This window comes from Kribbella sp. NPDC051620, from assembly GCF_044453825.1.
GTDB lineage: Bacteria > Actinomycetota > Actinomycetes > Propionibacteriales > Kribbellaceae > Kribbella.
Map to the genome: position 1 here is coordinate 293,840 of NZ_JBITDB010000001.1, position 23,656 is coordinate 317,495.

Consider the following 23,656-nt stretch of genomic DNA (forward strand, 5'->3'; position numbering starts at 1 on the left):
GGCTCAAGTTCCGGCACCTCATGTTGGCCGACGCGATCACGCGTCTGGGAACGTTGAGCGCGGCTGCTGAAGAGTTGAACATCACTCAGCCGGCGGCGACCCGGACCTTGCGGGAGCTCGAGGTGTTGCTCGGCGTGACCCTGTTCGACCGGACATCGCGAGGGCTTTCGCCGACCCCGCTCAGCGCAGCTTTTACCGGACATGCCCGGGCGGTGGTCGCGCAAGTTCGGCAAGCCGAAAGGCACGTCGCCGAGCTGTTGGACGCAGACCGCGGCTCGGTGGTGGTGGGCGTTCACCTGACGGGTTCCAATGCGCTGGTTCCGCGGGCCGTGGCGACGCTCAAGGCCCGGCATCCGCTGCTCGTCGTCGAGCTCTTCGAAGCGCTGCCGCAGCGGCTGCTGAGCGAGCTGGAATCGGGGCGTCTCGATCTGATCGTCGGCCGGCTGACCAGGCCGACCGACGAACACTTCGTCCGTCGCCGGTTGCACGACGAGGCGGTTTCGCTCGTCGTCCGGGCGGAACACCCGCTTGCGCAACGTCAAGAGTTCGACGTTGCGGAGCTGTCGAACTACCCGTGGATCATGCCGAGTTCCGAGGCGCGGCTTCGCGGAGAGCTGGAGCAGTTCTTCGGCGAACAAGGCATCGACCTGCCCAGCAACCGGGTCGAGACGACGGCCTTCCTTGCTGTTCGGCACCTTGTCCTGACGACGGACTCGATAGCGGCCCTATCTACGTCGATCCTCCGGGAGCTGCCGGGAGCTGTTTCGCTGGGGCCGCAGCTGGACCTGGCCAGTCACAGCGTCGGCATCACGCTGGCGGCGTCGCGGCCCCTCACTCCGGCTGCGAAGAAGATGATCGACATTCTGCAGGAGCTCGTCCACGGCCAGTAGCTATTGCAGTTTCGGCATGACAGAGAGCCGAAAGTGCATTGGCCGGGTATGACGTGGCTCACTCAGGATGGTCTCGTCAGTATTCCGGTGGCCGGCCACAGGCCGCCGTGGCGAGGAGGAGTGATTCGAGTGACCGGTCCCGTGCCCACCAGTACCTTCGTTCCGAGCGGGCCCGAAGCGTTGGCTTTCAGGCACGCCCTCCGTCACTTTCCGACCGGGGTCAGCGTGATCACGATCCCTGATGGGGACGGCGTCCATGGGATGACGGCAAGCTCCTTCTCGCCGATTTCGCTGGACCCGCGGTTGTGTGGGGTCAGTGTCAACAAGCCGGGCCGGATGCACGAGCTGCTGCTGGCCACCGATGGCTACTACGGGCTGAGCATCTTGAGCAACACCCAGGGCCCGATCGCCGACTGGTACGCGCGCAGCCCGTGGGCTGTCTCGCCGGACGTCCAGATGGAGATCCAGGACGGCTGTCCGATCGTGAAGGACTCACTCGCCTGGTTTCTGTGTCGTAAGTGGGGTACCTACGACGGCGGCGACCACTCCATCTTCGTCGGCGAGGTGGTGGATCACGGCTCCAAGGAGGTGGGCGACGTGTCGCCCCTGATCTTCCACCACTCGAAGTACTACAACATCGGCGACAACATTCCCCGAGGCGACACGAGTGGCTACTGAAGCCGGCCGTGCGTCCGTTCGGTGACCTCGGGATCAGTCCCGGGGGTACGCGTTCTCGAGTTGGGCGTCGCGTCGCGCCAGCGTGGCTTGTACGCCACCAGCGGCCGCGCGGACCTGGTGGGCATGACGCCGGGGATCGAAGCGCGGTGTCGGCCCCGTGACGCTGATCGCTGCGACAGCCGTCGAGTCCGTGTCGAGGATCGGGGCGGCGACACAGGCCAGACCGACCGCCGACTCCTCGTACTCGAAGGCCACCCCGTGATCAGCTGCCTCGCTGAGCTGGCGCCGCAACAAGCCCGGCGCGGTGATGGTACGGCTGGCCCGGCGTTCGAGCGGCCGGCCGAGGTAGGCGTCGATGACATCAGCGGAGGCGTGCGCCAGGAGCGCCTTGCCGATAGCGGTGCAGTGCAGGGGGAGACGGCCACCGACACGAGACGGGGCTGCCGCTTGCCGGTGGCCGCCGATCTTCGCGATGTAGACGACCTCAAAGCCTTCGCGTACCGCCAGGTGCACTGTTTCGTGGGTGAACTCGTAAAGGTCCTCCATGAACGGCATCGCCACATCGGCCAGGCTGCGTTCGACCGACGCCCGCATCCCCAGCTCGAAGAGATGTCCGCTGAGCCGGAAACCGGCTGAGGTGCGATCGAGCATGCGTGCTGAGACCAGGTCGTTCACGACCCGGTGGACGGTGGACTTCGACAGCCCGGTGCGCCGGCCCAAGGTGGCGAGGTTCAGCGTGCGGTCCTCGGGCCCGAAGGCGTGAAGCACGGCCATGACCTTGGCGAGAACGGACCCTGGATCGAGTCCGTCGTTCCGGTTCACTCCGGCTCGAAATGCTCGAGCGGGCTCAGCCGGTGGGCGTCGAGCAGCGCGATGACCGCCTCGGTGTCGCGGCGGCGGACCGCCTCGAGGATCTCCTTGTGCTCGGCGTGGTTGGTCGTTCGGTGATGGCCGTCGTTGAAGAACATCGCCCGGTAGGGGTCCGACTGGTCCCACGTGGTGGTGATCAGCCGGAGCAACTGCGACAGGCCGCACGCCCGGTAGAGCAGGAAGTGGAACTTCCGGTCCTGCTCGACCATGGTGGCCACGTCGCCGGCGGCGTCACTGTCTTCCATGTCGACGATCAACTGTTCCATCGCGTCGACGGTGTCGTCGGCTATCGAACTGAGGCCGCGGCGAACGGCCATCGCCTCGAGGGCCGAGCGGATGTCGCACAACTCGATCAGTTCACTGCGCTCAAGACGTGCGACGAAGAACCCGCGATGAGGGAGGTGGACGACCTGGCCCTCGCTCTCCAAGGTCTTCAGGGCTTCCCGGACCGGTACGACGCTGGTCGAGAGCTCCGAGGCGACCAGTTCCTGGCGGATCTGGTCGCCGGGAACCAACCGTCCTGACGAGAGCCGGCGACGGAGTTCGTCGAGCACGGCGCGCTGCGTCGACGGTGGTGGGGTGTAGCCCTCGGTCATGGGTAGCTCCTGTCGGTTGCGCCCCATTCTGCCAGAATCTTAGGTCCAAGACTATAGATCTTCTAAGATCTATGATTCAGTGGAACCCTACCGAGAAGAGGTCGGGACGATGAGGCAGTACAGAAACTTCATTGACGGGCAGTTCGTCGAGGGCATCGGTACGTTCGCCGACGTGGACCCGGTCACGGGAGCGACGATCGCCGAGGTCCATGAGGCCGGCGCCGCGCAGGTCGACGCGGCCGTCTCGGCCGCGCGGGCCGCGTTGAACGGACCCTGGGGGCGGATGTCCGTCCGCGACCGTTGCCAGTTGCTCCGCCGGGTTGCCGATCTGATCGACGAGCGTGCCGGCGACTTGTTGGCGGCTGAGGTCGCGGACACCGGCAAGCCGGAGCCGCGGGCGCTGGCCCTGGACATCACTCGCGCCGCGGCGAACTTCAGGACGTTCGCGGACACGACGGCCGCCGAAGGCGTCGAGTCGTTCCTGCTGGAGTACGGCGAAGCTTCGCAGGCGCTCAACTATGCGCTTCGCAAGCCGTTGGGTGTGGTCGCGGCCATCGTTCCCTGGAATCTGCCGCTGCTCCTGCTGACCTGGAAGTTGGCGCCGGCGCTGGCGTGCGGCAACACTGTCGTCGCCAAGCCGTCGGAGGAGACCCCCGGGTCGGCCACTGTGCTGGCCGAGATCCTTCAGGAAGCCGGCGTGCCGGACGGCGTCTACAACGTCGTGCACGGATTCGGCAAGGATTCGGCCGGCGAGCTGCTCGTCGCGCACGCGGGCATCGACGGGGTGACGTTCACCGGTTCCTCACCCACCGGCGCGGGCATCATGAAAGCCGTTGCGTCCCGGGTCCGCCCGGTCTCCTTCGAGTTGGGCGGCAAGAACGCCGCCATCGTCTTCGCCGACGCCGATCTGGACGCGACCGTGGAGGGACTGTCCCAGTCGATCTTCGCGAACACCGGTCAGGTGTGTCTGTGCACCGAACGCGTCTACATCGAGCGCAGCGTCTTCAACGAGGTCGCCGGCCGCTTGGCCGAACGAGCTCGCACATTGAAGTTGGGGGCGCCCGACGATCCGGAAACCACGACAGGTCCGCTCATCTCACTCGCGCACCGCGAAAAGGTCCTTCGCTACCTGAAGCTCGCTGAGCAGGCCGGCGCGACCGTGCTGGTCGGCGGCGGAATTCCGGATCTGGAGGAACGCCTGGCCGGGGGTTGCTGGATCGAGCCGACCTTGTGGACCGGCCTGACGAACGCCGACCAGGTCGTTCGCGAGGAGGTGTTCGGCCCGGTTGCAGCACTCATCCCCTTCGACACGGAGGAAGAAGCCGTGGAACTGGCCAATGACACCGAGTACGGCTTGGCAGCGGTCGTGTGGACACGGGACCTGAAGCGGGCCCACCGCGTGGCTGGGCGGATGGACGTGGGCATCGCCTGGGTCAACACGTGGTTCCTGCGGGAGCTTCGGTCACCGTTCGGCGGCACTGGGCTGTCCGGCCTCGGCCGCGAAGGCGGGCGTCACTCGCTGGACTTCTACACCGAGACGACGAATGTGTGCGTGGCGCTGTGAGCACCGCGACGATCTCCCAGGCAGCTGCCCGACTCTCCGACGCAGCATCGTCGCGCACCGGGTGTGCTCCGGTTCGTGACCTGATCGGTGCCGGCGACCTCGATGCTGCCTACGCCGTCCAGGAGGAGCTGACGCGGCAACGCCTCGCTGCCGGCCGACACATCGTGGGCCGCAAGATCGGCCTGACCTCGCCGGTGGTGCAGCAGCAGCTCGGTGTCGGCCAACCCGACTTCGGTGTGCTGTTCGACGACATGTTCTTCTCCGACACCGACACCGTCTCTCTGGATTCGTTCGTCTCACCGAGGGTCGAAGGCGAGGTCGCGTTCGTGCTCAGCCGCGACATCGAGAACCCGAACGCCACGATCATCGACGTGCTCGCGGCCACCGGCTTTCTGCTTCCCGCGATCGAGATCGTGGATTCGCGGGTCACCGGCTGGGACATCACCATCGCGGACACGATCGCCGACAACGCCTCCTCGGGCGCGTTCGCCCTGGGCACGACTGCCGTCGACCCCGTGGGACTGGACCTGACGGAGGTCGCGCTGCGGCTGGAGCACCGTGGTGTGGTCATCTCCAGCGGCAGCGGCGCGGCATGCCTCGGTTCGCCCGTGCGAGCAGTCGCTTGGCTGGCCCGCGAAGGGGCTCGCCGCGGCCGGCCGCTGCTGGCCGGGGAGGTCGTCCTGTCCGGAGCGCTCGGGCCGATGATCGGGGTCTCCGAACCAGGGACTTATCGGGCCGACATCTCCGGTCTCGGTCACGTCGAGGTCACTTTCGAGAGGAACTACTGATGGGTAGCGTCGAGATTGATGAAGCCGTTCAGCTCCTCGACGAGGCATTGATCTCTGGCATCCCGGTCTCGTCATCGAGCTCGTTTCCGACACTCGGCCTGGCTGAGGCGTACACGGTCCAAGGGAAGCTCATAGAGCTCCGGGAGGCGCGTGGGGAGAGGGTCGTCGGCGCCAAACTGGGCTTCACGAGTGCAGCCAAGATGATTCAGATGGGCGTTGACTCGATCATCGCCGGTCGCTTGACCGATAAGAAGCGGGTCCAGGACGGCGGAACCCTGGACGACCCGGCCCTGATCCATCCACGGGTCGAACCCGAGGTCGCGTTTCGCCTCGGCCGTGACGTGGACCCGACCGATCCGACCGAAGACCTGCTGGACGCGATCGACGCGGTCGCCCCCGCCTTGGAGGTGATCGACTCCCGTTACGCGGGATTCGCGTTCGACCTGCCGCGCGTGGTTGCTGACAACACGTCAGCCGTCGCGTTCACCATCGGACAATGGACGCCCATCACCGGCGACGTCATCAGCCTGCTGGCCAACACCGCGGTCACCCTCTCCCTTGATGGACACCCCGCGGCGTTCGGATCGACCGCCGACATTCTTGGCAACCCGCTCCGGGTACTGGCGGACCTGAAAACCATGGCCGCCGAGCACGGCATCGCCCTTCGGAAGGGCTTCGTCATTCTCGCCGGAGCAGCGACCGCGGCGGTCGAACTCTCCCCGGGGGTTGTCGCCGAAGCACGCGTCGCGGGTCTGGGCCGTGCCGCCTTCACCCGAAAGGCATCAGCATGAGCGGCTCGTTCCTGGTGGAGGGAAAGGCCACGCCCAGGGGCCGGTTCCCTCATGTCAAGGTCGTCGGCGACCTGGTCTTCATCTCTGGCACGAGTAGTCGCACCCCGGACAACCGCATCGTTGGGGCATCCGAGGATGCGATGGGGACACTCAGTCTCGACATCAAGGAACAGACCACCGCTGTCATTGAGAACATCCGCGACATCTTGGCCTCGGTGGGCGCTGACCTCTCCGACGTTGTCCAGGTGACCACGTTCCTCGTGTCCATGAACGACTTCGGCGGCTACAACGAGGTCTATTCGCGGTTCTTCGACGAGACCGGCCCGACCCGAACGACGGTTGCCGTCCACCAACTGCCGCACCCGCAACTGCTCATCGAGATCCAGGCGATCGCCTGTCTTCCTGCAACCCGACACACGAAAGAGGTCCCGTCATGACAGAACCCACTCAGGCCGTCAACTTCGAGGCATGGGTTGCCGAGAACGAGAGCCGGCTCAAGCCGCCGGTGAACAATCAGGCGATCTTCACAGGCGATGACTTCATCGTCCAGGTCGTCGGCGGACCGAACGAGCGCACCGACTTCCATGTCGACCCGTACGAGGAGTGGTTCTACCAACTCAAGGGCGACATGCACGTCAACGTCATGACCGGGGACGGCCCGAAGACCGTCCACATCCGCGAAGGACAGACCTGGCTCCTGCCCGGGAATCTGCCGCACTCTCCGCAGCGTCCCAACGCCGGCTCCCTTGGTCTGGTGATCGAGCGCATCCGTGAAGAAGGCACCCTGGAGAAGTTCCAGTGGTACTGCGAGAACTGCAACCACCTCGTGCACGAGGTGGAGCTCCAGGTGCGCGACATCGTCGCCGACCTGCCGCCCGTTTTCACCGAGTTCTACTCGGACGAGAATGCTCGGACGTGCGGAAACTGCGGCACACTGCACCCTGGCAAGGGCTGAAAAGGACGTGACGAGCTCGATCGACATCCATTCTCACTCTGTTCCGAAGGGGTGGCCCGAGTTGCCCGGTGCCGCGCCCAATCCGTGGCTGGATGTTCGAACCGAGAAGGATGCGGTGATCATGATCGGGTCGAAGGAGTTCCGGCGGATCGATTCGAGCGCCTGGGACGCCGAGGTGCGTCTGGCCGACATGGACGCAGACAACGTCGAACGTCAGGTCATCTCACCGACCCCCGTGTTCTTCTCTTACGACAAGGACCCGGCGGAAGCGTCAGCAATCGCGAGAATCTTCAACGACCTGTCCTTGGAGATCACCGCGGAACACCCGCGTCTCATCTCGTTCTGCCAGGTTCCCCTTCAGGACACGGACGCCGCCTGCACGGAGCTGGAACGCAGCATTGCCAACGGCCACATCGGCGTTGAAATCGGAAACCACATCGGTGACCGTGATCTCGACGACGAAGGCGTCGTGACGTTCCTGCAGCATTGCGCGAGTCTCGGTGTGCCCGTCTTCGTGCACCCATGGGACATGGCGAACTCACCACGGTTGAACCGATGGATGGCTCAATGGCTCACGGGAATGCCGGCCGAAACCCATCTGTCCATCCTGGCGATGGTCCTGGGCGGGGTCTTCGATCGGGTCAGCTCCGACCTGCGGATCGCATTCGCCCATGGCGGTGGCTCCTTTGCCTATTGGCTCGGGCGGATGGACAACGCATGGAAGCACCGCCACGACGTCATCGGCACCTCTGAGCACCCACCGTCGCACTACGTCGACCGCTTCAGCGTCGACTCCGTCGTCTTTTCCCCGTGGTCACTGCGGATCCTTGTCGAAACGCTCGGTGTCGGTCAGGTCATGGTCGGAAGCGACTACCCGTACCCGCTGGGCGAACGGCCGGCCGCTGCAGTCGTCAGGGATGCGGAGTACCTCCAGCCCGCCGATCGTGACCGGGTACTCCGTGAGAACGCACTGACGTACTTGGGCTTGACGACCGAACCCTAGATCGACCGCTTCGACTGCCTTGAACAGAAGTAAACCGCAGCCCCAGGTAGATGGCCTCTACCTGGGGCTTGACTCGCAGCGACGGTGAGAGTTGGCGACCAAACTCTTCTCAGCGCATGGGCACTTCGACCTCGGAGGTCATCCCTGGCCGGCGCGTGTGAGGTCGAGGGCGATATCGACGATCATGTCCTCCTGGCCACCGACGAGTTTGCGTTGGCCGACCTCGGTGAGGATGTCGCGGACGTCGATGCCGTACCGGGCTGAGGCGTTCTCGGCGTGACGCAGGAAGCTGGAGTAGACGCCGGCGTAGCCGAGGGTGAGGGTTTCGCGGTCGACCTGGACGGCTCGGTCCATCAGCGGGCGCACGATGTCATCGGCGGCGTCCTCCAGCGCGGCGAGATTGCAGCCGTGCTGCCAGCCTTCCATGGTCGCCACGGCGATGAATGGTTCGATTGGGCAGTTGCCTGCACCTGCCCCCAGACCTGCGAGGGACGCGTCTACCCGGGTGACACCTTCTTCGACGGCAACCACGGAGTTGGCGACCGAGAGGCTGAGGTTCTGGTGGGCGTGGATGCCGATTTCGGTCGACGGGTCCAGTACGCCGCGGTAGGCACGGACGCGTTCGGCAACGCCCTTCATGGTGAGGTGACCGCCCGAGTCCGTGACGTAGACACAGTGTGCCCCGTAGGACTCCATGAGCTTCGCCTGCTTGGCGAGGGTCGCTGCGGGTGCCATGTGGCTCATCATCAAGAACCCCGAGACGTCCATGCCGAGCTCTCGGGCGTAGGCGATGTGCTGGGCTGAAACGTCGGCCTCGGTGCAGTGAGTGGCGACGCGCACCGAGCGGACGCCGAGGGTGTAGGCCTTCTTCAATTCGTGAATGGTGCCGATGCCCGGCAGGAGCAGGGTCGTCAGGCGAGCATTGGTCAGCACGTCAGCGGCTGCTTCGATCCATTCCCAGTCGGTGTGACTGCCCGGTCCGTAGGTCAGCGATCCGCCGGCCAGACCATCACCGTGGGCAACCTCGATCGCGTCGACACCGGCCGCGTCCAGAGCAGAGACGATCCGCTGGACGTCTGTTGGTTCGATTCGATGCCTGATGGCGTGCATGCCGTCACGTAGGGTGACATCTTGGATGAAAATGTGGGTCATCGGACGACCTCTCTGGTGTTCAGGCTCGAGGCGAGCGACTCTGCTACGCGCAGGGCAGCCGAGGTCATGATGTCGAGATTGCCGGCGAAGGCGGGCAGGTAGTGGGCGGCGCCTTCGACCTCAAGGAACACGGTGACCTGGTGGGTCACGGCAGGAGAGCCGTCGGGTACCAGGGTGTGGATGGGCTCGTCGGCGGTGATTTCCCGGAACTGCACGTGCTGCTTGAGGCGGTAGCCGGGCACGTAGGCGGCTACGTCGGCGATCATCGATTCGATCGATTCGCGGATCTCGTCGTGGTCGGCGTCACCGATGAGCGCAAGGATGGTGTCGCGCATGATCAGTGGCGGTTCGGCCGGATTGAGGATGATGATCGCCTTGCCGCGACCGGCGCCGCCAACCGTTTCGATGGCCGCTGAGGTGGTCTCGGTGAACTCGTCGATGTTGGCGCGAGTGCCCGGCCCGGCGGACTTGGATGCGATCGATGCGACGATCTCCGCGTACGGCACAGAGGTCACGCGTGAGATCGCTGCGACGATGGGGATGGTCGCCTGGCCACCACAGGTGACCATGTTGACGTTGGGCGCGTCGAGATGTTCGGCCAGGTTTACTGCTGGGACTACGTACGGTCCGATCGCCGCGGGCGTGAGGTCTACCAGTTGTTTGCCGTAGGGAGCCAGCTTCGCGGCGTTCGCCTCGTGGGCCTTGGCCGAGGTCGCATCGAAAATGATGCTGATCTTTTCGAAGCCGGCCATCGCGATCAGCCCGTCGACACCGTTGGAGATGGCGGGCACTCCGAACCGCTCGGCCCGGGCCAGGCCGTCCGAAGCAGGGTCGATCCCGACCATGGCGGCCATCTCGAGCGCCTCGGAGAGGCGCAGGACCTTGATCATCAGGTCTGTACCGATGTTGCCTGAGCCGATGACGGCCACTTTGGTTCGTGTCATACGGCAACTGTCAATGGGCTTGGCCCGCAGCTACAAGGAAGATGATCCGCTGAGCGGAACGTCTTGTTTGAGCGCCTTCGACCACCCGTGGGTCTCCGGACCTCGCCACTCGGGCGTGACGGTCACAGGTCCAGGGCGAAGGCGTACAGCTCGACGCCATCGACGGGGGACCAGTCGCGGTCGGGGATGCGGGTGAAGCCCAGGCGCTCGTACAGACGGTGGGCGGTGGTCATGTAGGTGGCGCTGGACAGGACCACGCGGTGGAAGTCGAGCTCGCGGCTGCGGTCGACACAGTGCTGGGAAAGCGCGGTACCAACGCCCAATCCGCGGGCTCTGGGCGCCACGGCGAGCATGCGGAACTCGCCTTCGCCTGGCTGGGCGATCTCGCCGTAGACCGAGCCCGGTAGGCAGAAGGTGACGGTGCCGAGTAGGCCGGTAGGGTCGGCGGCGATCCACAGTTCGGCTTTGGCGGCTCGGTCAGCGGCGTTGCGCAGCGTCAGTCCGTAGTCGGAGCCGGCCGGGATGAAACCGTCGTTCGCGTAGGCCTGGGCAGTCAGTTCGCCTACCTCGTCGTACTCGCTGAAGCGAGCGAGCCGGATCTCGGTCATCATGTGACTGTCTCTTACTCCTGTGGTCGTCTGGCTCTGCCGGCTGCTGAACCCACTCTCGGCTTTGACGGCCGGGAGGTCATCCTCCTGCTAGTCGAGCTCGCGTGTCTCGGGGAACTTCTCTATCGCGACATCGGCCTGAACAGCAGATATAGGACTGGGTGCCGGCTTGGAGACACCCGTACGCTCAGCCACTATTCGCACGGCGATGAAAACACCGATGCTGGTGATGGCCAGGGTGGAGATCAGCATCGCGAAGAGGACTGGCATGCCCATTTGATCGAACATGAGACTCAACTCCTTCTGATTGCTCAAGACGTTACGCGCGATCCATCCGAGAAGGGCTTACGTCGACCTAACGCATGACCGCCAGCTCGTGCGGCATATTGCCTACCTCCAGCGTGATCTTCCGGGGCGGCCTGCCCGTGCTGGTGGGTAACTGGCGGACCCTCGCCTGGGTGACGAGAAGCGGCCTCGTCTGGCGCCTGGTTCCGAAGCACGGGAGCCACCATGCGTGGTGCACTTCCGAGGTTGTCGAGGGGTCGAGGGTCTCGTCGTCAAAGGTGGCGCGACCCGTTACCAGCCGGGCCGGCGGGAATGGCTCAAGGTGAATTCTGACCGGGTGCCCCATGTTCGGTTCGTTAGCGCAGCGACTTGCCGGAGCCGTTGCGCAAGTAGAGGTCGCGGAGCAGGCATATCTCCGCGCCGTGGTGGATGACCTCGACGTTCACATACAGCATCTTTTTCGCCAGTGGTGCGTGGGCGAATGCTGGCGGATGGCCTTGTGGTTGGGCGAGCCCCACCGTGCCGAGACTGCGCACACCGCCGATCCAGAGCTGGTACTCATCATCGAGCTGCCGCAGCGCTTCCTCAGCGCTGCCCGCATAACAGAATGTCGACTCACTGGCGGCCGCGCGGCCGAAATGCTCTCCGTTCGTCGATGCGAACCCGACGATCAGGTGCGCGAGCCGCCAGGCGATTGTTGTCACAGGTTCGCGCTCGTGTGGCGGCTTGCTGTAGTCCATGGTGAACTCGCCTGCACCGAAGGAGATCGACGCAGAGCTTCGACCGCGAGGGCTGATCGTCCAGCAGTCGGGGACCGGCTGCCAGAAGTACTCGTCGTCAGTCACCCCGTCCAGACGAGGCCTGAGCCGATGCTGCCAGTGCGACTCGAGCTGGTCGACCACCTCGGCGCTCCAGTCAACGTCCATCCCCAGACGGTAGCCGCTGACCGGGCGACGTCGACTCGAACGGTCTGTGGTCCGATAACGCCATTTCCCAGCTGCCAGGATCCAGAGCTGGACCAACGACGCGGAACGATGTGAGGTGACACACAGTCACGATCAGGTCAAGGCGTGGGGAAAGCGTGGGCGACCACAGGAGAGGTCAGTGGAGGGTGCGGGTTCGGTCGCTGGTGGCTAGGCAACGAGCGACGTCCGGCAAAGAGGGTTGTGGACAACACAAAGGCCCGAGAACAGATTGCGATGTCTGCTCGGGCCTTGGTGTTGGTGCGCCGCCAGGGACTCGAACCCCGAACCCGCTGATTTGCCGCCCACACTGCTCATTGCTTGCCGGCCAATGCCGAAACGTTCCGTGGCCTGCAAGTTTGTTCGAGGTCAACGCGCAGCACCTGCAAAGCCTGTTCAGTACTTCTCGCTGATTAAGGTGCGTTAAGCGGTGCGTAGCTTTGATCATGAGGCTAACGCTTCCTTGGGTAGCAGATCTCTTCAAGTGGGCTTGTGGATAACCGCGGGCAACTTGATGTCGGCTACGTTGAGTGACAGCGGCTGCCTCAGTGGCAAGACGGCTGCCCCCGTCGCAAGAGTCATCCCGACCATCATCTCCAAGAACCCCAGAACCCCGGCCTTCGAGTTGGTCAACAGATTTCTGGAGTGCAACGGGGGAGACACCATTGCCTGATGTCTCTCCAGGTCCGATAGCCGCCATGCTGGTTGGCGGGTCCGCTCACGCTCGGCATCGTTCGGTTGGGCAGTTGGCAATCGATCGGTCGGTCAGCTTGACGAGGTTGCCCATGAGCCGCAGGACCCGATGCCTGACCTGGTCCGGATGGCCTTCGACGACTTCGGCGATGACGCGAGCGAGGCCTTGTTGATCGCCTCGCGCACCGGTTCACGTCCTCCGTGGCCGTCGCCGTGGCTGTGATCGAGATCCGCCACCTCGGCGGAGTCTAGCCTGCGAACTGGAACGCTCTGCCGAGGTCGCCCTAATCGACCAGCAGTACCTGATCCCGGCCATCGGCTAGCCCCCCGGCAAGCATCAACGATCGCCGAGACCCTGCAACGCTCGCTAGACGCGGTAGTCACTGGCCGGCCGAACGCCTCTTCCCAAGCTTCATCCAGGGCGGCGAGCTGGAGCTCCTCGACGCCTCCGACACCCTCACCGACCGCAATTCACAGTCATCAGTAGACCCCACCGGCCTCCTCCGAGGCACTCAGTCCTCACATCACACCTGGCTGAGCATCTCGGCGGTGACGATCTGATCGGTTCCTGGCAGTGCGGAATTCTTCAGTGCGTCTATGGCGGCATCGACCTGGTCGGCATAGAAGACGATAGCCAGAGGCCTGGTCGCCCGTGAGGCGCAGACATAGAGCCGCCGCCGTGTTCGATCGATAGTGGTGTCCTACCGGAGCAGTCGTTCGTCGAGCTCGATCAGATGGTGCTCGCGGGCCACTGAGAATGCTCGGCGGATGGAACCTGGCCCACCGTCTGTCATTACAGTGACAAGTTCCTGAACGCCGGCGGCAAGTTTCGCGAGGGTGGCCCGTACTGCGGTCTGGTCGATCAGCTCAGCTCGTAGCCATGGGCTGGACTTGCGAAGCCGTGGGAGCAGAGCTTTCCTGCCGACTCATGGGCCGTTGCGGCGGCGCCGGCTCATTCGGTAGGTGCCACCGGCTGCCAAACTACGATGACCTCTTTCCTGACCCAGTGCTGCGCTGGCTCGTGAATCGGACGGGGCTGCGCTACGCCGCTTTCACTCGGGCCGACCAGACGAGGACAGCGCGGGTGTAGAGGAGGTCGAAGCCGCTGTGTTGGGCGTTTTGTTGGGATTTGGACGCCGGTTGGGTGGTGATCACTCCGACATCGCAGCCGGCCGCGGCGGCGTCGGACAAGCGGGTGGCCAGTAGGGCGGACTGGATGCCGTGGCGGCGGTGGGCGGAGAGCGTCGCAGCCCCGGCGAACTGGGCGATGCCCGCCACAGTGCGGAGACCGGCGCCGCCCGCGATCTCATTGTTGTGCAGGGCAACGTACCGGTTGACGTCGGCGGCTGTGCTGTCTCGCTCGGCTTCGATGTAGGTGTCGCGCGGGAACTCTTCGCGCCAGGGGACGCCTTGGGTATCCGGTGCGGCGACGGCGTCGGCCATCAGGTTCAGCCATTGGTCGAGTTCGTCGTCACCACTGGGCCGGATGGCTATACCGTCGGGCAGCGCTACGTCGTACTGGTCCTCGATGCCGATGCCGAGCACGTTCTCGAACGACTCGAGCCGGTATCCGCGGCGGGTGAGGACGACGCCGATCTCGGGGTCGGCGAGATGGGGGAGCTCGACCTGAACGGGTGCACCGACTGCGGTGTACGCCTGCTCGATCTCGTCGAGTTCGCCTGCTGTCGGTACGCCGCCGAAGCCGAGTCCGACGACCTTGTTGAATGGCGAGTCGGCCTGGGCGAAGGAAGCGAGTCCACCCGCTAGGGGGATCACGAACCCCCGTCCGTCGGCCAGCCGCCGGTGGGCGGCACGCGCCGTGGCCTCGATCAGCTCGGCCTCGGCCCGCTCGATCCGCGTGGCCAGCCCGGTATCGCAGAACAGCGGAGTCCGTCGGGTGTTCATGATTCTCCTCCCAGATCTCGGTCGAGCCAGACCCGGTCTCGTAGTGGGATGCCGTCGATGAGGTGGTTGTCGGGGTAGCCGGTCGCGGTACCGAAGACGTCGCGTTCGACCCTCAAAAAGCGGAAGCCCTGGCGCTGGTAGAACCGCAGGTTGCCGATGTCCGCGGTGGCCGTGGCGACGAGAAGTCGCGTTGCCGCCTGCTGCCGGGAGTACTCGATGGCTGCTTGCATCAGCGCGCGCCCGACGCCGGTGCCACGCTGGTTCGCGGCGACCGCCATGCTGTTGAGCTCGGCCGTCTCATGGTCGGTGATCAGTTGGAGATGGCCGATGATCTGATCGCCGTGTTCAGCGACGAGTACATCGCCGAGGTCGAGGTAGGAGTCGATCTGTTGCTCGGAGTCGTCAGCTTCTCGGAACAGCGGGCGGAGGGCCTCCCGATCACCGTCGTACCGGCGGATCGAATGTTCATCCATTGTCGCGATCTCCTTCTGATCGTCCGGATGGCTTGTGGGCGAGCTCCTGCCCCGCTCCGGCGGGAGGCCGGTTGGCAGGCTTGAGAAGGACCAGGGCGGCGGCGGGGAAGATCAGGACCGATACGAGTCCGGCGCAGGTCAGGGCGGCGGCGGTGACCGCGGACATCAGTCCGGTCGTGACGCCGATCTGGGTCGCCGTCACGATGAATGGCAAGGAAGTTGCCTGCAGCAACGCGACGGCTGAGGTGGCGCGCGGTCCGAGGGTCCGGATCGACAGGTACGCCGGTACGCCGCGCGCCACCAGAAGCGCGACAAGGAAGAGCGGAACTCGGAGGAGCGCCGTTGGATCGGCCAGGAGGCCGCCGAGGTCCAGGCGCAATCCGCTGGTCACGAAGAACACCGGGATGAGGAAGCCGTAGCCCAGGGCGGCGAGCTTGACCCGGAACTGTGGATGCGAGGTGGAGTCGCGGTCGACCAGTCCGACGACGGCGCCGGCCAGGAATGCACCGAGAATGGTCTCCAGGCCGAATCGCTCGGCGAGGGCGACGAATGCGACCAGCAGGACCACGGCCGCCCGGACCCGGATCTCGGCGGTGGTGTCCTGGAGCCGGACGAGCGCTGCTCCGATTCGCTGCGAGCGGCCTGCGGTCGAGACGGCGAACCCCGCGACGGCGACCAGGATCGCGAACAGCGCGACCATGACGAGCCGTTCGCCGGCACTGCCGCCCTCGGTCGAGAACAACAGCGAGAGGACGAGCACCGCCGCGAAGTCGGCGATCGACGCGGCCGCGATCGTTGACTGGCCGACCTGCCCGTCGACCTGACCGGCGTCCTTGAGCACTGGTACCACCAGGCCGAGCGACGTCGCGGACAAGGTGACCGCCAGTAGATACGGGCTGTGGACCCAGCCCGCCGCGGAGAATCCGGCACCGGCGAGACCGCCTAGTGCCAGGGTGATCAGGTAACCGAGCAGGGCCATTCGCAGCACCCGGCCCCGCAGCCGGTGGACGTCGATCTCGAGGCCGGCCAGGAAGAGCAGGAATCCGAGACCGAGCAGCGCGACGATCTGAACGGGGAGGTCGACGTCGACCAGGCCGAGTGCATGTGGTCCGAGTGCGATGCCGACGACGATCTCGAGGACCACGGCCGGGATCCGCAGAGCCGGTACGAGTCCGAGCAGCAGTGGTGCCACCAGGGCGACCAGGGCGACGGCGAAGAGATTGGTGAAATGGACATCTGGCATGGCTGCGCCTCTCGAGGAGGACGGTGCTAGTCGTCGCGAGGGAAGTTGCGGAACGCATCGAGCAGCTTGTCGCGGGTCTGATCGGACAGGCTGTCGGCCGGGAGCTGTCCGATCTCGCCGATCGTGCGGCGCATCTGTTCGAGATAGATCTCGCAGCCGTCGCAGATCGCAAGGTGCTCGACGAATCGTTGTTCGGTCTCGTCGTCCAAGCTTCCTTCGAGGAAGGCGGTGACGAGTTCGACCAGTTCGGCGCAGGTCACGAGGGACCTCCCGCCGTCGCTTCGTAGTACTGCTCGAGGTGGCTGCGGACGGCCGCCCGGGCGCGGTGCAGGAGCACGCGTTGGTTGGCCGACGAGATCTCCAGCAGGCTGCAGACCTCGTCGGCGCTCTGACCGTCGATGTCGCGCAAGGTCAGCACGACCTGCTGCCGGGCCGGTAGCAGGTCGAGGGCTGCGGCCACGACACTCCGCACCTCCCGCGCGAGCACCTCGCTCTCGGTGTTCGGCCACGTCTGGGGGAACACCAGCCACCCGCCGGGGTACGGGTCATCCCGGCCGCGGAACCGGCCCGGGTCGACGGCCGGCTCGTCTTCGGCGGTCAAGCTTGTCCACGGCACCGTGCGTTGCTCACGGGCCCCTCGCTTGCGGGCGGTATGGACCAGAATTCGGTAGACCCAGGTCTTCAGCGACGACCGGCCCTCGAATCGGCTGACCCCTTGGAAGACAGCCAGCCAGGTGTCCTGGACGACCTCCTCGGCACTGGCATTCGTCGACACGAAAGTCCGCGCCAGCCGCAGCATCGAGGAGGACCAGCCGTCCAGCAGACGCGCGAATACATCCTCGTCGCCGGCTCTCAGACCGGCGACCAGGACATCATCCGGAGGCAATGCCACAACCACAGCTCGAAGGTAACGGACAAGGCTCTCGCCGTACCGCGGTCCGGTCATTACTCCTGCCTTACCTGTAGCGCGGTCAGCGATACTCCGGGTTCGCGAAGTCGAACCGGCAGCCCGCATCCCACTCCGACCGTTGGTTGCCGTACGCCGGGACCCCACCCGCGTCCTTGAGCATCCGGGCCAGGTGCAGCAGGTTCCAGGTCATGAAGGTGGTGTTGCGATTGGTGAAGTCGTTCTCCGGTCCACCGGAACCTTCGTCCAGGTATGACGGACCCGGGCCGGCCTCGCCGATCCAGCCGGCGTCAGCCTGGGGTGGAACCGTGTATCCGAGGTGTTGCAAGCTGTAGAGGATGTTCATCGCACAGTGTTTGACGCCGTCCTCGTTGCCGGTGATCAGGCAGCCGCCGACGCGGCCGTAGTAGGCGTACTGGCCGGCCGAGTTGAGGATCGAGGAGTTGCCGTAGAGCCGCTCGATCACCTGCTTGGTGACCGAGCTGTTGTCGCCCAGCCAGATCGGTCCGGCGATCACCAGGATGTCGGCGGCCATCACCTGCTCCTGGATGGCGGGCCAGTCGTCAACGACCCAGCCGTGCTCGGTCATGTCGGGCCAGACGCCGGTGGCGATGTCGTGGTCGATCGCGCGGACCAGGTCGACCTGGACGCCGTGCTTCTCCATGATCTTCCGGCTCACGTCGACGAGGCCCTCGGTGTTGCTGGGTTCGGGTGATCGCTTGAGGGTGCAGTTGACGAACAGCGCTCGCAGGTCGTCGTACCGGGTGGGCATAGCGTTTCTCCTTGCTCGGTCAGAGGATTCACAGCAGTTCGGCGTCCTGCTCGACACAGAGCAGAGCGGGTCCGGTGGTCGCGAAGAGTTCGGTCATCGCCGTTTCGAGGTCGTCGCGGCGATCAACCCGTAGCCCGGTCGCGCCGCAGATGCGGGCGTACTCGGCCCAGTCGGGGTTGGTGAGGGAGGTGTGCCAGACGGGATAGTCGGCGGCGAGTTGTTCTTTGCTGATCTTGCCGAGGGCGTTGTTGTTCAGCAGCACGTGCTTGATCCCGATGCCGTACTTGACCGCGGTGGTGAGCTCGGCGGCGTACTGCCCGAAGCCGCCGTCGCCGGTGACCGCGACGACGGGCCGCCCTGGTGCGGCGGCCCACGCCCCTAGGGCGGCCGGGTAGCCGAAGCCGATCGATCCCAGGTAGCCAGACATCAACACTGGCTGGCCTTTCGACTCGAGGTAGCGGCCGAGCGAGTACGCATGGTTGCCGACATCAACAGTTACGACAGCGTCAGTCGGCAGGTGACGAGACAGGGTGTCGAAGACGGCCGCGGCGGAGACGCCCTGGCCGCGGTCGTCGTTCACCCGGCGGGCCTTCTCCACCCGCCAGATCGCCCACCGTTCAGCCACATCGGGGCGCTGGTCATCGGCTTTCACCTCGGGAAGCTGGTCGATCAGTGCGGTGAGGCTGAGTGCCGCGTCGCCGAGTACGTCCACCGTGACGGCGTCGAAGCGGCCGATCGCGGCGTGGTCGTCGTCGAGTTGCACGATCGGCATGTACGCCGCGATGCCGGTGTGGTTCGAGAACGAGGCGCCGACCACGATCAGCAGGTCCGACTCGTTCATCAGCCAGCTGGCCACCGGAGTACCGCTGCGCCCGAGGACACCTGCGCCGAGCGGATGGGTGTCCGGTACGAGCCCTTTGGCCTTGAAGGTGGTCAGCACGGGGGAGTTGAGGTGCTCGGCAAGCCGGCGTACGTCGTTCTCGGCCCCTCGGGCGCCGTGTCCGACGATCATCACCGGCCTCCGCGCGTCGCGGATCAGTGCGGCGGCACGGGCCAATGCGTCTTCGTCGGGACGGATCCGGCGGGTCGAGAGACGTCCGCGGGGAGTGGCCGCCGGTGACTCCGAGGGCAGTACCTGTACCTCGTCCGGCAGGACGAGATGTGCCACGCCGCGGCCGTCGATGGCATGTTTCACCGCCAGCCCGGCGAGCTCGGCGTGGTCGCTGCCGGCCTGGATCGCGGTGGAAGAGACCGCGACGTCCTTGAATACCGCGGTGAGATCGAGATCTTGGAACGCGCCGCGGCCGAGCACCTTCGAGGGCACCTGGCCGGAGATCGCCAGGACAGGGGAGCCGTCGAGCTTCGCGTCGTACAGACCGGTGAGCAGGTTGGTGGAGCCGGGGCCGGCGATGGCGAAGCAGGCCGCCGGGCGGCCGGTCAGCTTGCCGTAGGCGCTGGCCGCGAAGGCTGCGGCGCCTTCGTGCCGGATGCCGATGTAGGTGAGTTCGCCGCGCTCCTCGGCCCGGCGCATCGCCTCGGCGAATCCCAGGTTCGAGTGGCCGACCATCCCGAAGACATGACGGATGCCATGAGCAACGAGCGTCTCGACCAGGACGTCGGACACCGTCCGGACCTGCTCCGGTACGACCGGCAACTGGACGTAGACACCATCGTCTCGTTCGTCGACGGGGTACGCCGTGACGCCGTCCGAGAAGCCTTCCGGTGGCTGGCCGGTGATGGGGTCGTAGTCGTAGCCGTGCCACGGACACCGCAGCAGACCCTTCTCGATCGAGCCTTCCCCGAGCGGGCCGCCCTGATGAGGGCAATGGTTCTCCAAGGCGCCCAACCGGGCTCCGCAACGAGCCAGCGCCACGCTCCGGCCGTCGACGACCACGCTGCGAACCCGCCCGTCAGCCGGTACATCGACCGGGTCGACCCGGTGCCAGCGGTCCTGTGCGATCTCACCCGACATGTAACGCCTCCCCACCTCAGTGACACTGATGTGTCTGAAGGGTCAGTGCCGGCAGCACGCCAGGCGTTACACGAGGAGACTGTGAGCCATGGACGAACAGACACTGGTCAGCACCCGCAGAGCGCTCCACGGGGTGGCCGAGCTGATCCTGGCCGGGCCGCAGTACCGGCTCGGCGGCGGGATCCGGCTGCGCGTCGTACCGGGTGGCTTCGGCACGGTGGCGGCTCCCGATCTACGGGTCGACGGCGACCTGTTGGTCCTGCCGGGTGGGTCGATCGAGCTCTCCGGTGGGACCTTCGCGGAACGCGCGAAGGAGGCCGGCGTGGTGGCGAGCCGACTGGACGACGTCTATTCGGGTGGACTGAAGGTCGACCCGGACTCCCGCATTGAAGTGGATCGGGCCGCGGCCCGGCTCATCGCCGATGCCTTCGCCCGCGGCGACGCCGCGCTCCGATCCTTCGACGCCGACACCGCGCCCGTCCTATGGCCCGAGCATTTCGACGTCGGTATCACCCTCGACAAGGTGAACTACGGCGTATCACCCGGCGACGAAAACATCCCGGAGCCTTATGCGTACGTCGGTCCGTGGAGTCCGCCGACAGGAGCCTTCTGGAACGCGCCGTTCGGGGCGGCCCGGCTGATGGCCGAGCTGCCCGACCCGGAGGCCGTTCTCGCGTTCTTCCGGGCCGGGCAAGAGCAGGCAGCTGCTCAGGTCTGATGATCGCCTCGCGGAACGTTAGTCACTAGCAATCGGCGTCGGCAAGGGCACCGCGTGGATCGCGCGTGACCGCGGCTATTGGAGTCGCCGGCGTCTGGGACGAGCAAGCAGAAACCTTGCCGGGTCGCTCGCGGCACACGCTCTGGAAGCCAGCCAATCGTCGAAGCCGTTCAAGTTCCTGCGCTCGAATTCGTCGAGCACGCCCTGGCGCAGGCCTGCGATCGCTACTTTCGCCTCTGCGGAATCGGCGCGTTGGAGCTCGACGTAGCTGCGCCGCCACTCCCTACATAGGTCCCGGTCAGTGAGCTCGCGCAGTACCGGCGTCGTGTTCTCACAACAGTCGACAGTCGGTGCGGGCCGCGCTTCGATGCGTGACCCGGACCGCACCGCTCGTTCGGAGACAGGCCACCTGGATACCATCACGGGGCTGGTGACGGCCAAAATCAGCGTCAGTGGAAGGACGGCAATCCCGATCAGGGTGCCTAGTCCAAAGAGCGGCACCACGATGGAGCCGGCCAGGCAGCCGCGACGGACGACGGTCGCAGCCGAGATCGGTCCGCTCGGCTGACCTTCTCCATCCAGCGATTGCAGCCTCGCTGAGAGAGTACCGAGAGACAGAGCCAGCAGCCCGAACGCGGTGACAGTCGACAGCACCGATGACGAAGCGACCGCAGCCGCGCCGCCCAACAATCCGATTGGTATGGCGAAACTCCACCACAGCACCCGGTGAATTCTCATCAAGGGCTCCCAACCGGTCGACTCATGGCGAGAATCTTGGTCCTGGGCGTGGTCAGGGCGCGGCTGGCCAGGGCGCCACGAAAACTGATCAGAACATGTCCCTCCCGGAACGGAATGGAAGTCCGCGTCACCCGTCGCTGGCTTGTGGCTGAGGACAACGTTCACCGCTATTTCAGCCATCATCGCAGGGTTTGTTCACGTGGCGTGAGGCCGTTCCAGGTCGGTGTCATAGATGTCAGGGACGCCGTCGTGGTCACGGTCGGCGGCCTCGGCTTCGTGGATCCGCCGGTAGACGCGGTTGCGGAGTCTCAGGACGACCGCGGCGATCAGTGCCGCCGTCAAGGATCCGGTGAGGAGCTGTGCCTGGCCGTCTTGCTCGCTGCCGATCCCGAAGGCCAGTTCGCCAATCAGCAACGACACCGCAAACCCGACACCAGCCAGAATCGCCAAGCCGAGCACGTCGACCCAGGCCAGATCAGGATCCAGCCTGGCGTGGGTGAATCGCGCCACCAGCCAGGTCGCGGCCATGACCCCGATCGGTTTACCGATCACGAGACCAACCATGATGCCGACAGCGACCGGGTCAGTAAGCGAAGTCATCAACCCACCGCCCTGTCCGCCGATCGCCACTCCGGCAGACAAGAACGCGAACACAGGCACCGCGACGCCCGCCGACAGGGGCCGGAACCGGTGTTCGAAGTGCTCGGCCAGGCCAGGTCCGGCATCGGGGCCGCCTGCTCGGCGACTGCGGACCACCGGCACCGCGAAGCCCAGAAGGACACCGGCAACGGTCGCGTGCACCCCCGATGCGTGCACCAATGCCCAGGTCGCTGCCGCTAAAGGCAGCAGGACCCACCACGACCGCACCCTCCGCTGAACAGCCACAGTGAACAGACCCAGGGGAATCACCGCCAACAGCATCGGCAGGACCGACAAATGCGCGGTGTAGAAGACCGCGATGATCACAATCGCCAGCAGGTCGTCGACCACCGCCAGCGTCAGCGTCAGCAAGAATGTGCGCAGCGCTGACGGCAGACACCTACCGACCACTGCCAGAACTGCGAGCGCGAAGGCGATGTCGGTCGCAGTCGGGATCGCCCACCCACTCAGGCCACCCGGGTTTTGCAGATTGACCGCCGCGAACAGACCGGCAGGGACGATAACCCCGCCGACGGCGGCCGCGATGGGGACAGCGGCCCGTCGTGGGCTGCGTAAGTCGCCGGCGACGAACTCCCGTTTGAGCTCCAGACCGGCAACGAAAAAGAAGATCGCCAGCAGACCGTCGGCGGCCCAGGTCGCCGCGCTGAGGTCCAAGTGAAGAGCAGCCGGTCCGAACCGCCACGACCTCAGCGACTCATACGCTTCCGACCACGGCGAGTTCGCCCACACCAGGGCGAGCACCGCGGCCACCAGCAGCAAGGGGCCGCCGATGGTCTCTTTACGCAAGATGTCGGCGACACGCTCGCTGGGGCCGCTTTGGCGATCTCTTGCGCTCCGGAAGTGCCCTCAGGGGTGACCAATCCGGCTCGCCTCGCTCCACGAGCCTCGACTGAACAGAATTCGCGAGCGCGGCTCGACGGCCATGGGATGCTCCTACTTTCGGGGTCAGGGCAATAACTGCCGACCAGACTTCCCGGCGCACCACACCCCACCTTACCTATTGACGCGCGTCAGCTCTTCGAATCAGGGGCGCTTCTTCGAGCTGGACCGAACAACGCAGCGAACGTCCCGAGTGCCTTCGACAGGTGAGCCGTGCCTTGTGCTGTGGGAGCCATGGGCGGTTCCTCGGTCAGGCTCGAGGCTTCCAGGCGGTCGTAGATGCGAACGATGACCTGCTGGGCGATTCCGCTCAGTACCTCGGTCTGGTCGTTCGCGATCTGCTCCAGCAGTTCGGCGACTACCAACGCTTCCGGCTCGGGCAAGATGCGCAGGGCCTCTGCGTGCCGGCCCTGGTCGAGTTGCTGAGCCAGCAGCGAAGCGTCGGAGTACGGCATGCGAGCCTTCTCTCTCGGGGACGGTTAGGACGTCGCCGACCAGACTTCCCGGCACACCAGAGTGAAGCGTTGTCATGAGTCAGAACCGAGACTCGCTGAAACTCCGTACACGTGTTATATCGAGCGCGCTGCCGAAAGCGTTACACAGTCTCCTT

General features: G+C 65.5%; 26 protein-coding genes. 9 read left to right on the top strand and 17 right to left on the bottom strand.

Annotated elements, in window-relative coordinates; all coding sequences use genetic code 11:
* Nucleotides 1-20: 20 nt before the first annotated feature.
* Nucleotides 21-890, top strand: coding sequence for a LysR substrate-binding domain-containing protein (locus ACIA12_RS01345; RefSeq protein WP_396364799.1), 870 nt, complete (start codon nucleotides 21-23; stop codon nucleotides 888-890).
* 129 nt (nucleotides 891-1,019) lie between these two features.
* Complete coding sequence (locus ACIA12_RS01350; RefSeq protein ID WP_396364800.1) at nucleotides 1,020-1,568, top strand: flavin reductase family protein; 549 nt, start codon at nucleotides 1,020-1,022, stop codon at nucleotides 1,566-1,568.
* 33 nt (nucleotides 1,569-1,601) lie between these two features.
* Here the strand turns inward: ACIA12_RS01350 and ACIA12_RS01355 are convergent, their stop codons facing one another.
* Both ACIA12_RS01355 and ACIA12_RS01360 read right to left on the bottom strand, forming a co-directional pair.
* The gene (locus ACIA12_RS01355) at nucleotides 1,602-2,342 is read right to left on the bottom strand and encodes an IclR family transcriptional regulator (protein ID WP_396364801.1); all 741 of its coding nucleotides are present in this window, start codon (nucleotides 2,340-2,342) and stop codon (nucleotides 1,602-1,604) included.
* Between the two features lie 44 nt (nucleotides 2,343-2,386).
* Nucleotides 2,387-3,034: a GntR family transcriptional regulator gene (locus tag ACIA12_RS01360; RefSeq protein WP_396364802.1), complete on the bottom strand. Its 648-nt coding sequence runs from the start codon at nucleotides 3,032-3,034 to the stop codon at nucleotides 2,387-2,389.
* Between the two features lie 109 nt (nucleotides 3,035-3,143).
* Between ACIA12_RS01360 and ACIA12_RS01365 the strand changes: the two genes are divergently transcribed.
* From ACIA12_RS01365 to ACIA12_RS01390, 6 genes are read left to right on the top strand one after another with little or no spacing between them, the layout of a single operon-like run.
* Complete coding sequence (locus tag ACIA12_RS01365) at nucleotides 3,144-4,598, top strand: 2-hydroxymuconic semialdehyde dehydrogenase (protein WP_396364803.1); 1,455 nt, start codon at nucleotides 3,144-3,146, stop codon at nucleotides 4,596-4,598.
* A complete protein-coding gene (locus tag ACIA12_RS01370) occupies nucleotides 4,595-5,386 on the top strand; it encodes a 2-keto-4-pentenoate hydratase (RefSeq protein WP_396364804.1) in 792 nt (263 codons plus the stop codon). The genes ACIA12_RS01365 and ACIA12_RS01370 overlap by 4 nt, the downstream gene beginning before the upstream one ends.
* On the top strand, nucleotides 5,386-6,177 hold the full coding sequence (locus ACIA12_RS01375; RefSeq protein WP_396364805.1) for a 2-keto-4-pentenoate hydratase: 792 nt from the start codon (nucleotides 5,386-5,388) through the stop codon (nucleotides 6,175-6,177). Before ACIA12_RS01370 ends, ACIA12_RS01375 begins: the two co-directional genes overlap by 1 nt.
* Nucleotides 6,174-6,614: a RidA family protein gene (locus tag ACIA12_RS01380; RefSeq protein WP_396364806.1), complete on the top strand. Its 441-nt coding sequence runs from the start codon at nucleotides 6,174-6,176 to the stop codon at nucleotides 6,612-6,614. The genes ACIA12_RS01375 and ACIA12_RS01380 overlap by 4 nt, the downstream gene beginning before the upstream one ends.
* On the top strand, nucleotides 6,611-7,132 hold the full coding sequence (locus tag ACIA12_RS01385) for a 3-hydroxyanthranilate 3,4-dioxygenase (protein WP_396364807.1): 522 nt from the start codon (nucleotides 6,611-6,613) through the stop codon (nucleotides 7,130-7,132). The genes ACIA12_RS01380 and ACIA12_RS01385 overlap by 4 nt, the downstream gene beginning before the upstream one ends.
* 7 nt (nucleotides 7,133-7,139) lie before the next feature.
* Nucleotides 7,140-8,135 (top strand): amidohydrolase family protein, encoded by a 996-nt coding sequence (locus ACIA12_RS01390; RefSeq protein WP_396364808.1) that lies wholly within the window; start codon nucleotides 7,140-7,142, stop codon nucleotides 8,133-8,135.
* Between the two features lie 138 nt (nucleotides 8,136-8,273).
* On the opposite strand, the gene dmpG is transcribed toward ACIA12_RS01390, so the two are convergent.
* From dmpG to ACIA12_RS01450, 12 genes are all read right to left on the bottom strand, one after another.
* Complete coding sequence (gene dmpG, locus ACIA12_RS01395) at nucleotides 8,274-9,287, bottom strand: 4-hydroxy-2-oxovalerate aldolase (RefSeq protein WP_396364809.1); 1,014 nt, start codon at nucleotides 9,285-9,287, stop codon at nucleotides 8,274-8,276.
* Entirely contained in the window at nucleotides 9,284-10,231 is a 948-nt protein-coding gene (locus ACIA12_RS01400) for an acetaldehyde dehydrogenase (acetylating) (protein ID WP_396364810.1), read from the bottom strand. Before ACIA12_RS01400 ends, dmpG begins: the two co-directional genes overlap by 4 nt.
* A gap of 122 nt (nucleotides 10,232-10,353) precedes the next feature.
* Entirely contained in the window at nucleotides 10,354-10,839 is a 486-nt protein-coding gene (locus ACIA12_RS01405) for a GNAT family N-acetyltransferase (protein WP_396364811.1), read from the bottom strand.
* A gap of 90 nt (nucleotides 10,840-10,929) precedes the next feature.
* Complete coding sequence (locus tag ACIA12_RS01410; protein WP_396364812.1) at nucleotides 10,930-11,127, bottom strand: hypothetical protein; 198 nt, start codon at nucleotides 11,125-11,127, stop codon at nucleotides 10,930-10,932.
* A gap of 353 nt (nucleotides 11,128-11,480) precedes the next feature.
* Complete coding sequence (locus tag ACIA12_RS01415) at nucleotides 11,481-12,050, bottom strand: DinB family protein (protein WP_396364813.1); 570 nt, start codon at nucleotides 12,048-12,050, stop codon at nucleotides 11,481-11,483.
* Between the two features lie 1,770 nt (nucleotides 12,051-13,820).
* Nucleotides 13,821-14,684 carry a GNAT family N-acetyltransferase gene (locus ACIA12_RS01420; protein WP_396364814.1) on the bottom strand — a complete coding sequence of 288 codons (864 nt, stop codon included), beginning with the start codon at nucleotides 14,682-14,684 and terminating at the stop codon, nucleotides 13,821-13,823.
* Nucleotides 14,681-15,157, bottom strand: a complete 477-nt coding sequence (locus ACIA12_RS01425) for a GNAT family N-acetyltransferase (RefSeq protein ID WP_396364815.1) — start codon at nucleotides 15,155-15,157, stop codon at nucleotides 14,681-14,683. Before ACIA12_RS01425 ends, ACIA12_RS01420 begins: the two co-directional genes overlap by 4 nt.
* Entirely contained in the window at nucleotides 15,150-16,400 is a 1,251-nt protein-coding gene (locus ACIA12_RS01430; RefSeq protein ID WP_396364816.1) for a cation:proton antiporter, read from the bottom strand. The genes ACIA12_RS01425 and ACIA12_RS01430 overlap by 8 nt, the downstream gene beginning before the upstream one ends.
* Nucleotides 16,401-16,426: 26 nt before the next feature.
* Nucleotides 16,427-16,660 carry an anti-sigma factor family protein gene (locus tag ACIA12_RS01435; RefSeq protein WP_396364817.1) on the bottom strand — a complete coding sequence of 78 codons (234 nt, stop codon included), beginning with the start codon at nucleotides 16,658-16,660 and terminating at the stop codon, nucleotides 16,427-16,429.
* A complete protein-coding gene (locus ACIA12_RS01440) occupies nucleotides 16,657-17,298 on the bottom strand; it encodes an RNA polymerase sigma factor (protein WP_396364818.1) in 642 nt (213 codons plus the stop codon). Before ACIA12_RS01440 ends, ACIA12_RS01435 begins: the two co-directional genes overlap by 4 nt.
* Before the next feature lie 73 nt (nucleotides 17,299-17,371).
* The gene (locus ACIA12_RS01445) at nucleotides 17,372-18,079 is read right to left on the bottom strand and encodes a flavodoxin family protein (RefSeq protein WP_396364819.1); all 708 of its coding nucleotides are present in this window, start codon (nucleotides 18,077-18,079) and stop codon (nucleotides 17,372-17,374) included.
* 28 nt (nucleotides 18,080-18,107) lie between these two features.
* Nucleotides 18,108-20,051: a thiamine pyrophosphate-binding protein gene (locus ACIA12_RS01450; protein ID WP_396364820.1), complete on the bottom strand. Its 1,944-nt coding sequence runs from the start codon at nucleotides 20,049-20,051 to the stop codon at nucleotides 18,108-18,110.
* Nucleotides 20,052-20,139: 88 nt separating this feature from the next.
* On the opposite strand from ACIA12_RS01450, the gene ACIA12_RS01455 reads away from it, so the two are divergent.
* Nucleotides 20,140-20,769 carry a hypothetical protein gene (locus ACIA12_RS01455; RefSeq protein WP_396364821.1) on the top strand — a complete coding sequence of 210 codons (630 nt, stop codon included), beginning with the start codon at nucleotides 20,140-20,142 and terminating at the stop codon, nucleotides 20,767-20,769.
* A 75-nt stretch (nucleotides 20,770-20,844) separates the two neighbouring features.
* Here the strand turns inward: ACIA12_RS01455 and ACIA12_RS01460 are convergent, their stop codons facing one another.
* The 3 genes from ACIA12_RS01460 to ACIA12_RS01470 all read right to left on the bottom strand — a co-directional run bounded on the left by ACIA12_RS01460 (nucleotide 20,845) and on the right by ACIA12_RS01470 (nucleotide 23,501).
* The gene (locus tag ACIA12_RS01460) at nucleotides 20,845-21,507 is read right to left on the bottom strand and encodes a hypothetical protein (RefSeq protein WP_396364822.1); all 663 of its coding nucleotides are present in this window, start codon (nucleotides 21,505-21,507) and stop codon (nucleotides 20,845-20,847) included.
* 195 nt (nucleotides 21,508-21,702) lie between these two features.
* Nucleotides 21,703-22,956: a Na+/H+ antiporter NhaA gene (gene nhaA / locus ACIA12_RS01465; protein WP_396366016.1), complete on the bottom strand. Its 1,254-nt coding sequence runs from the start codon at nucleotides 22,954-22,956 to the stop codon at nucleotides 21,703-21,705.
* A 221-nt stretch (nucleotides 22,957-23,177) separates the two neighbouring features.
* Nucleotides 23,178-23,501: a hypothetical protein gene (locus ACIA12_RS01470; protein ID WP_396364823.1), complete on the bottom strand. Its 324-nt coding sequence runs from the start codon at nucleotides 23,499-23,501 to the stop codon at nucleotides 23,178-23,180.
* Nucleotides 23,502-23,656 lie beyond the last annotated feature (155 nt).

Bases quoted from the DNA above. Each gene is read 5' to 3' on its own strand.
- ACIA12_RS01345 (WP_396364799.1), top strand. From the start codon at position 21: ATGTTGGCCGACGCGATCACGCGTCTGGGAACGTTGAGCGCGGCTGCT.
- ACIA12_RS01355 (WP_396364801.1), bottom strand. From the start codon at position 2,342: ATGGCCGTGCTTCACGCCTTCGGGCCCGAGGACCGCACGCTGAACCTC.
- ACIA12_RS01360 (WP_396364802.1), bottom strand. From the start codon at position 3,034: ATGACCGAGGGCTACACCCCACCACCGTCGACGCAGCGCGCCGTGCTC.
- ACIA12_RS01365 (WP_396364803.1), top strand. From the start codon at position 3,144: ATGAGGCAGTACAGAAACTTCATTGACGGGCAGTTCGTCGAGGGCATC.
- ACIA12_RS01375 (WP_396364805.1), top strand. From the start codon at position 5,386: ATGGGTAGCGTCGAGATTGATGAAGCCGTTCAGCTCCTCGACGAGGCA.
- ACIA12_RS01380 (WP_396364806.1), top strand. From the start codon at position 6,174: ATGAGCGGCTCGTTCCTGGTGGAGGGAAAGGCCACGCCCAGGGGCCGG.
- ACIA12_RS01385 (WP_396364807.1), top strand. From the start codon at position 6,611: ATGACAGAACCCACTCAGGCCGTCAACTTCGAGGCATGGGTTGCCGAG.
- dmpG (WP_396364809.1), bottom strand. From the start codon at position 9,287: ATGACCCACATTTTCATCCAAGATGTCACCCTACGTGACGGCATGCAC.
- ACIA12_RS01400 (WP_396364810.1), bottom strand. From the start codon at position 10,231: ATGACACGAACCAAAGTGGCCGTCATCGGCTCAGGCAACATCGGTACA.
- ACIA12_RS01405 (WP_396364811.1), bottom strand. From the start codon at position 10,839: ATGACCGAGATCCGGCTCGCTCGCTTCAGCGAGTACGACGAGGTAGGC.
- ACIA12_RS01410 (WP_396364812.1), bottom strand. From the start codon at position 11,127: ATGTTCGATCAAATGGGCATGCCAGTCCTCTTCGCGATGCTGATCTCC.
- ACIA12_RS01415 (WP_396364813.1), bottom strand. From the start codon at position 12,050: ATGGACGTTGACTGGAGCGCCGAGGTGGTCGACCAGCTCGAGTCGCAC.
- ACIA12_RS01420 (WP_396364814.1), bottom strand. From the start codon at position 14,684: ATGAACACCCGACGGACTCCGCTGTTCTGCGATACCGGGCTGGCCACG.
- ACIA12_RS01425 (WP_396364815.1), bottom strand. From the start codon at position 15,157: ATGGATGAACATTCGATCCGCCGGTACGACGGTGATCGGGAGGCCCTC.
- ACIA12_RS01430 (WP_396364816.1), bottom strand. From the start codon at position 16,400: ATGCCAGATGTCCATTTCACCAATCTCTTCGCCGTCGCCCTGGTCGCC.
- ACIA12_RS01445 (WP_396364819.1), bottom strand. From the start codon at position 18,079: ATGCCCACCCGGTACGACGACCTGCGAGCGCTGTTCGTCAACTGCACC.
- ACIA12_RS01450 (WP_396364820.1), bottom strand. From the start codon at position 20,051: ATGTCGGGTGAGATCGCACAGGACCGCTGGCACCGGGTCGACCCGGTC.
- ACIA12_RS01455 (WP_396364821.1), top strand. From the start codon at position 20,140: ATGGACGAACAGACACTGGTCAGCACCCGCAGAGCGCTCCACGGGGTG.
- ACIA12_RS01460 (WP_396364822.1), bottom strand. From the start codon at position 21,507: ATGAGAATTCACCGGGTGCTGTGGTGGAGTTTCGCCATACCAATCGGA.
- ACIA12_RS01470 (WP_396364823.1), bottom strand. From the start codon at position 23,501: ATGCCGTACTCCGACGCTTCGCTGCTGGCTCAGCAACTCGACCAGGGC.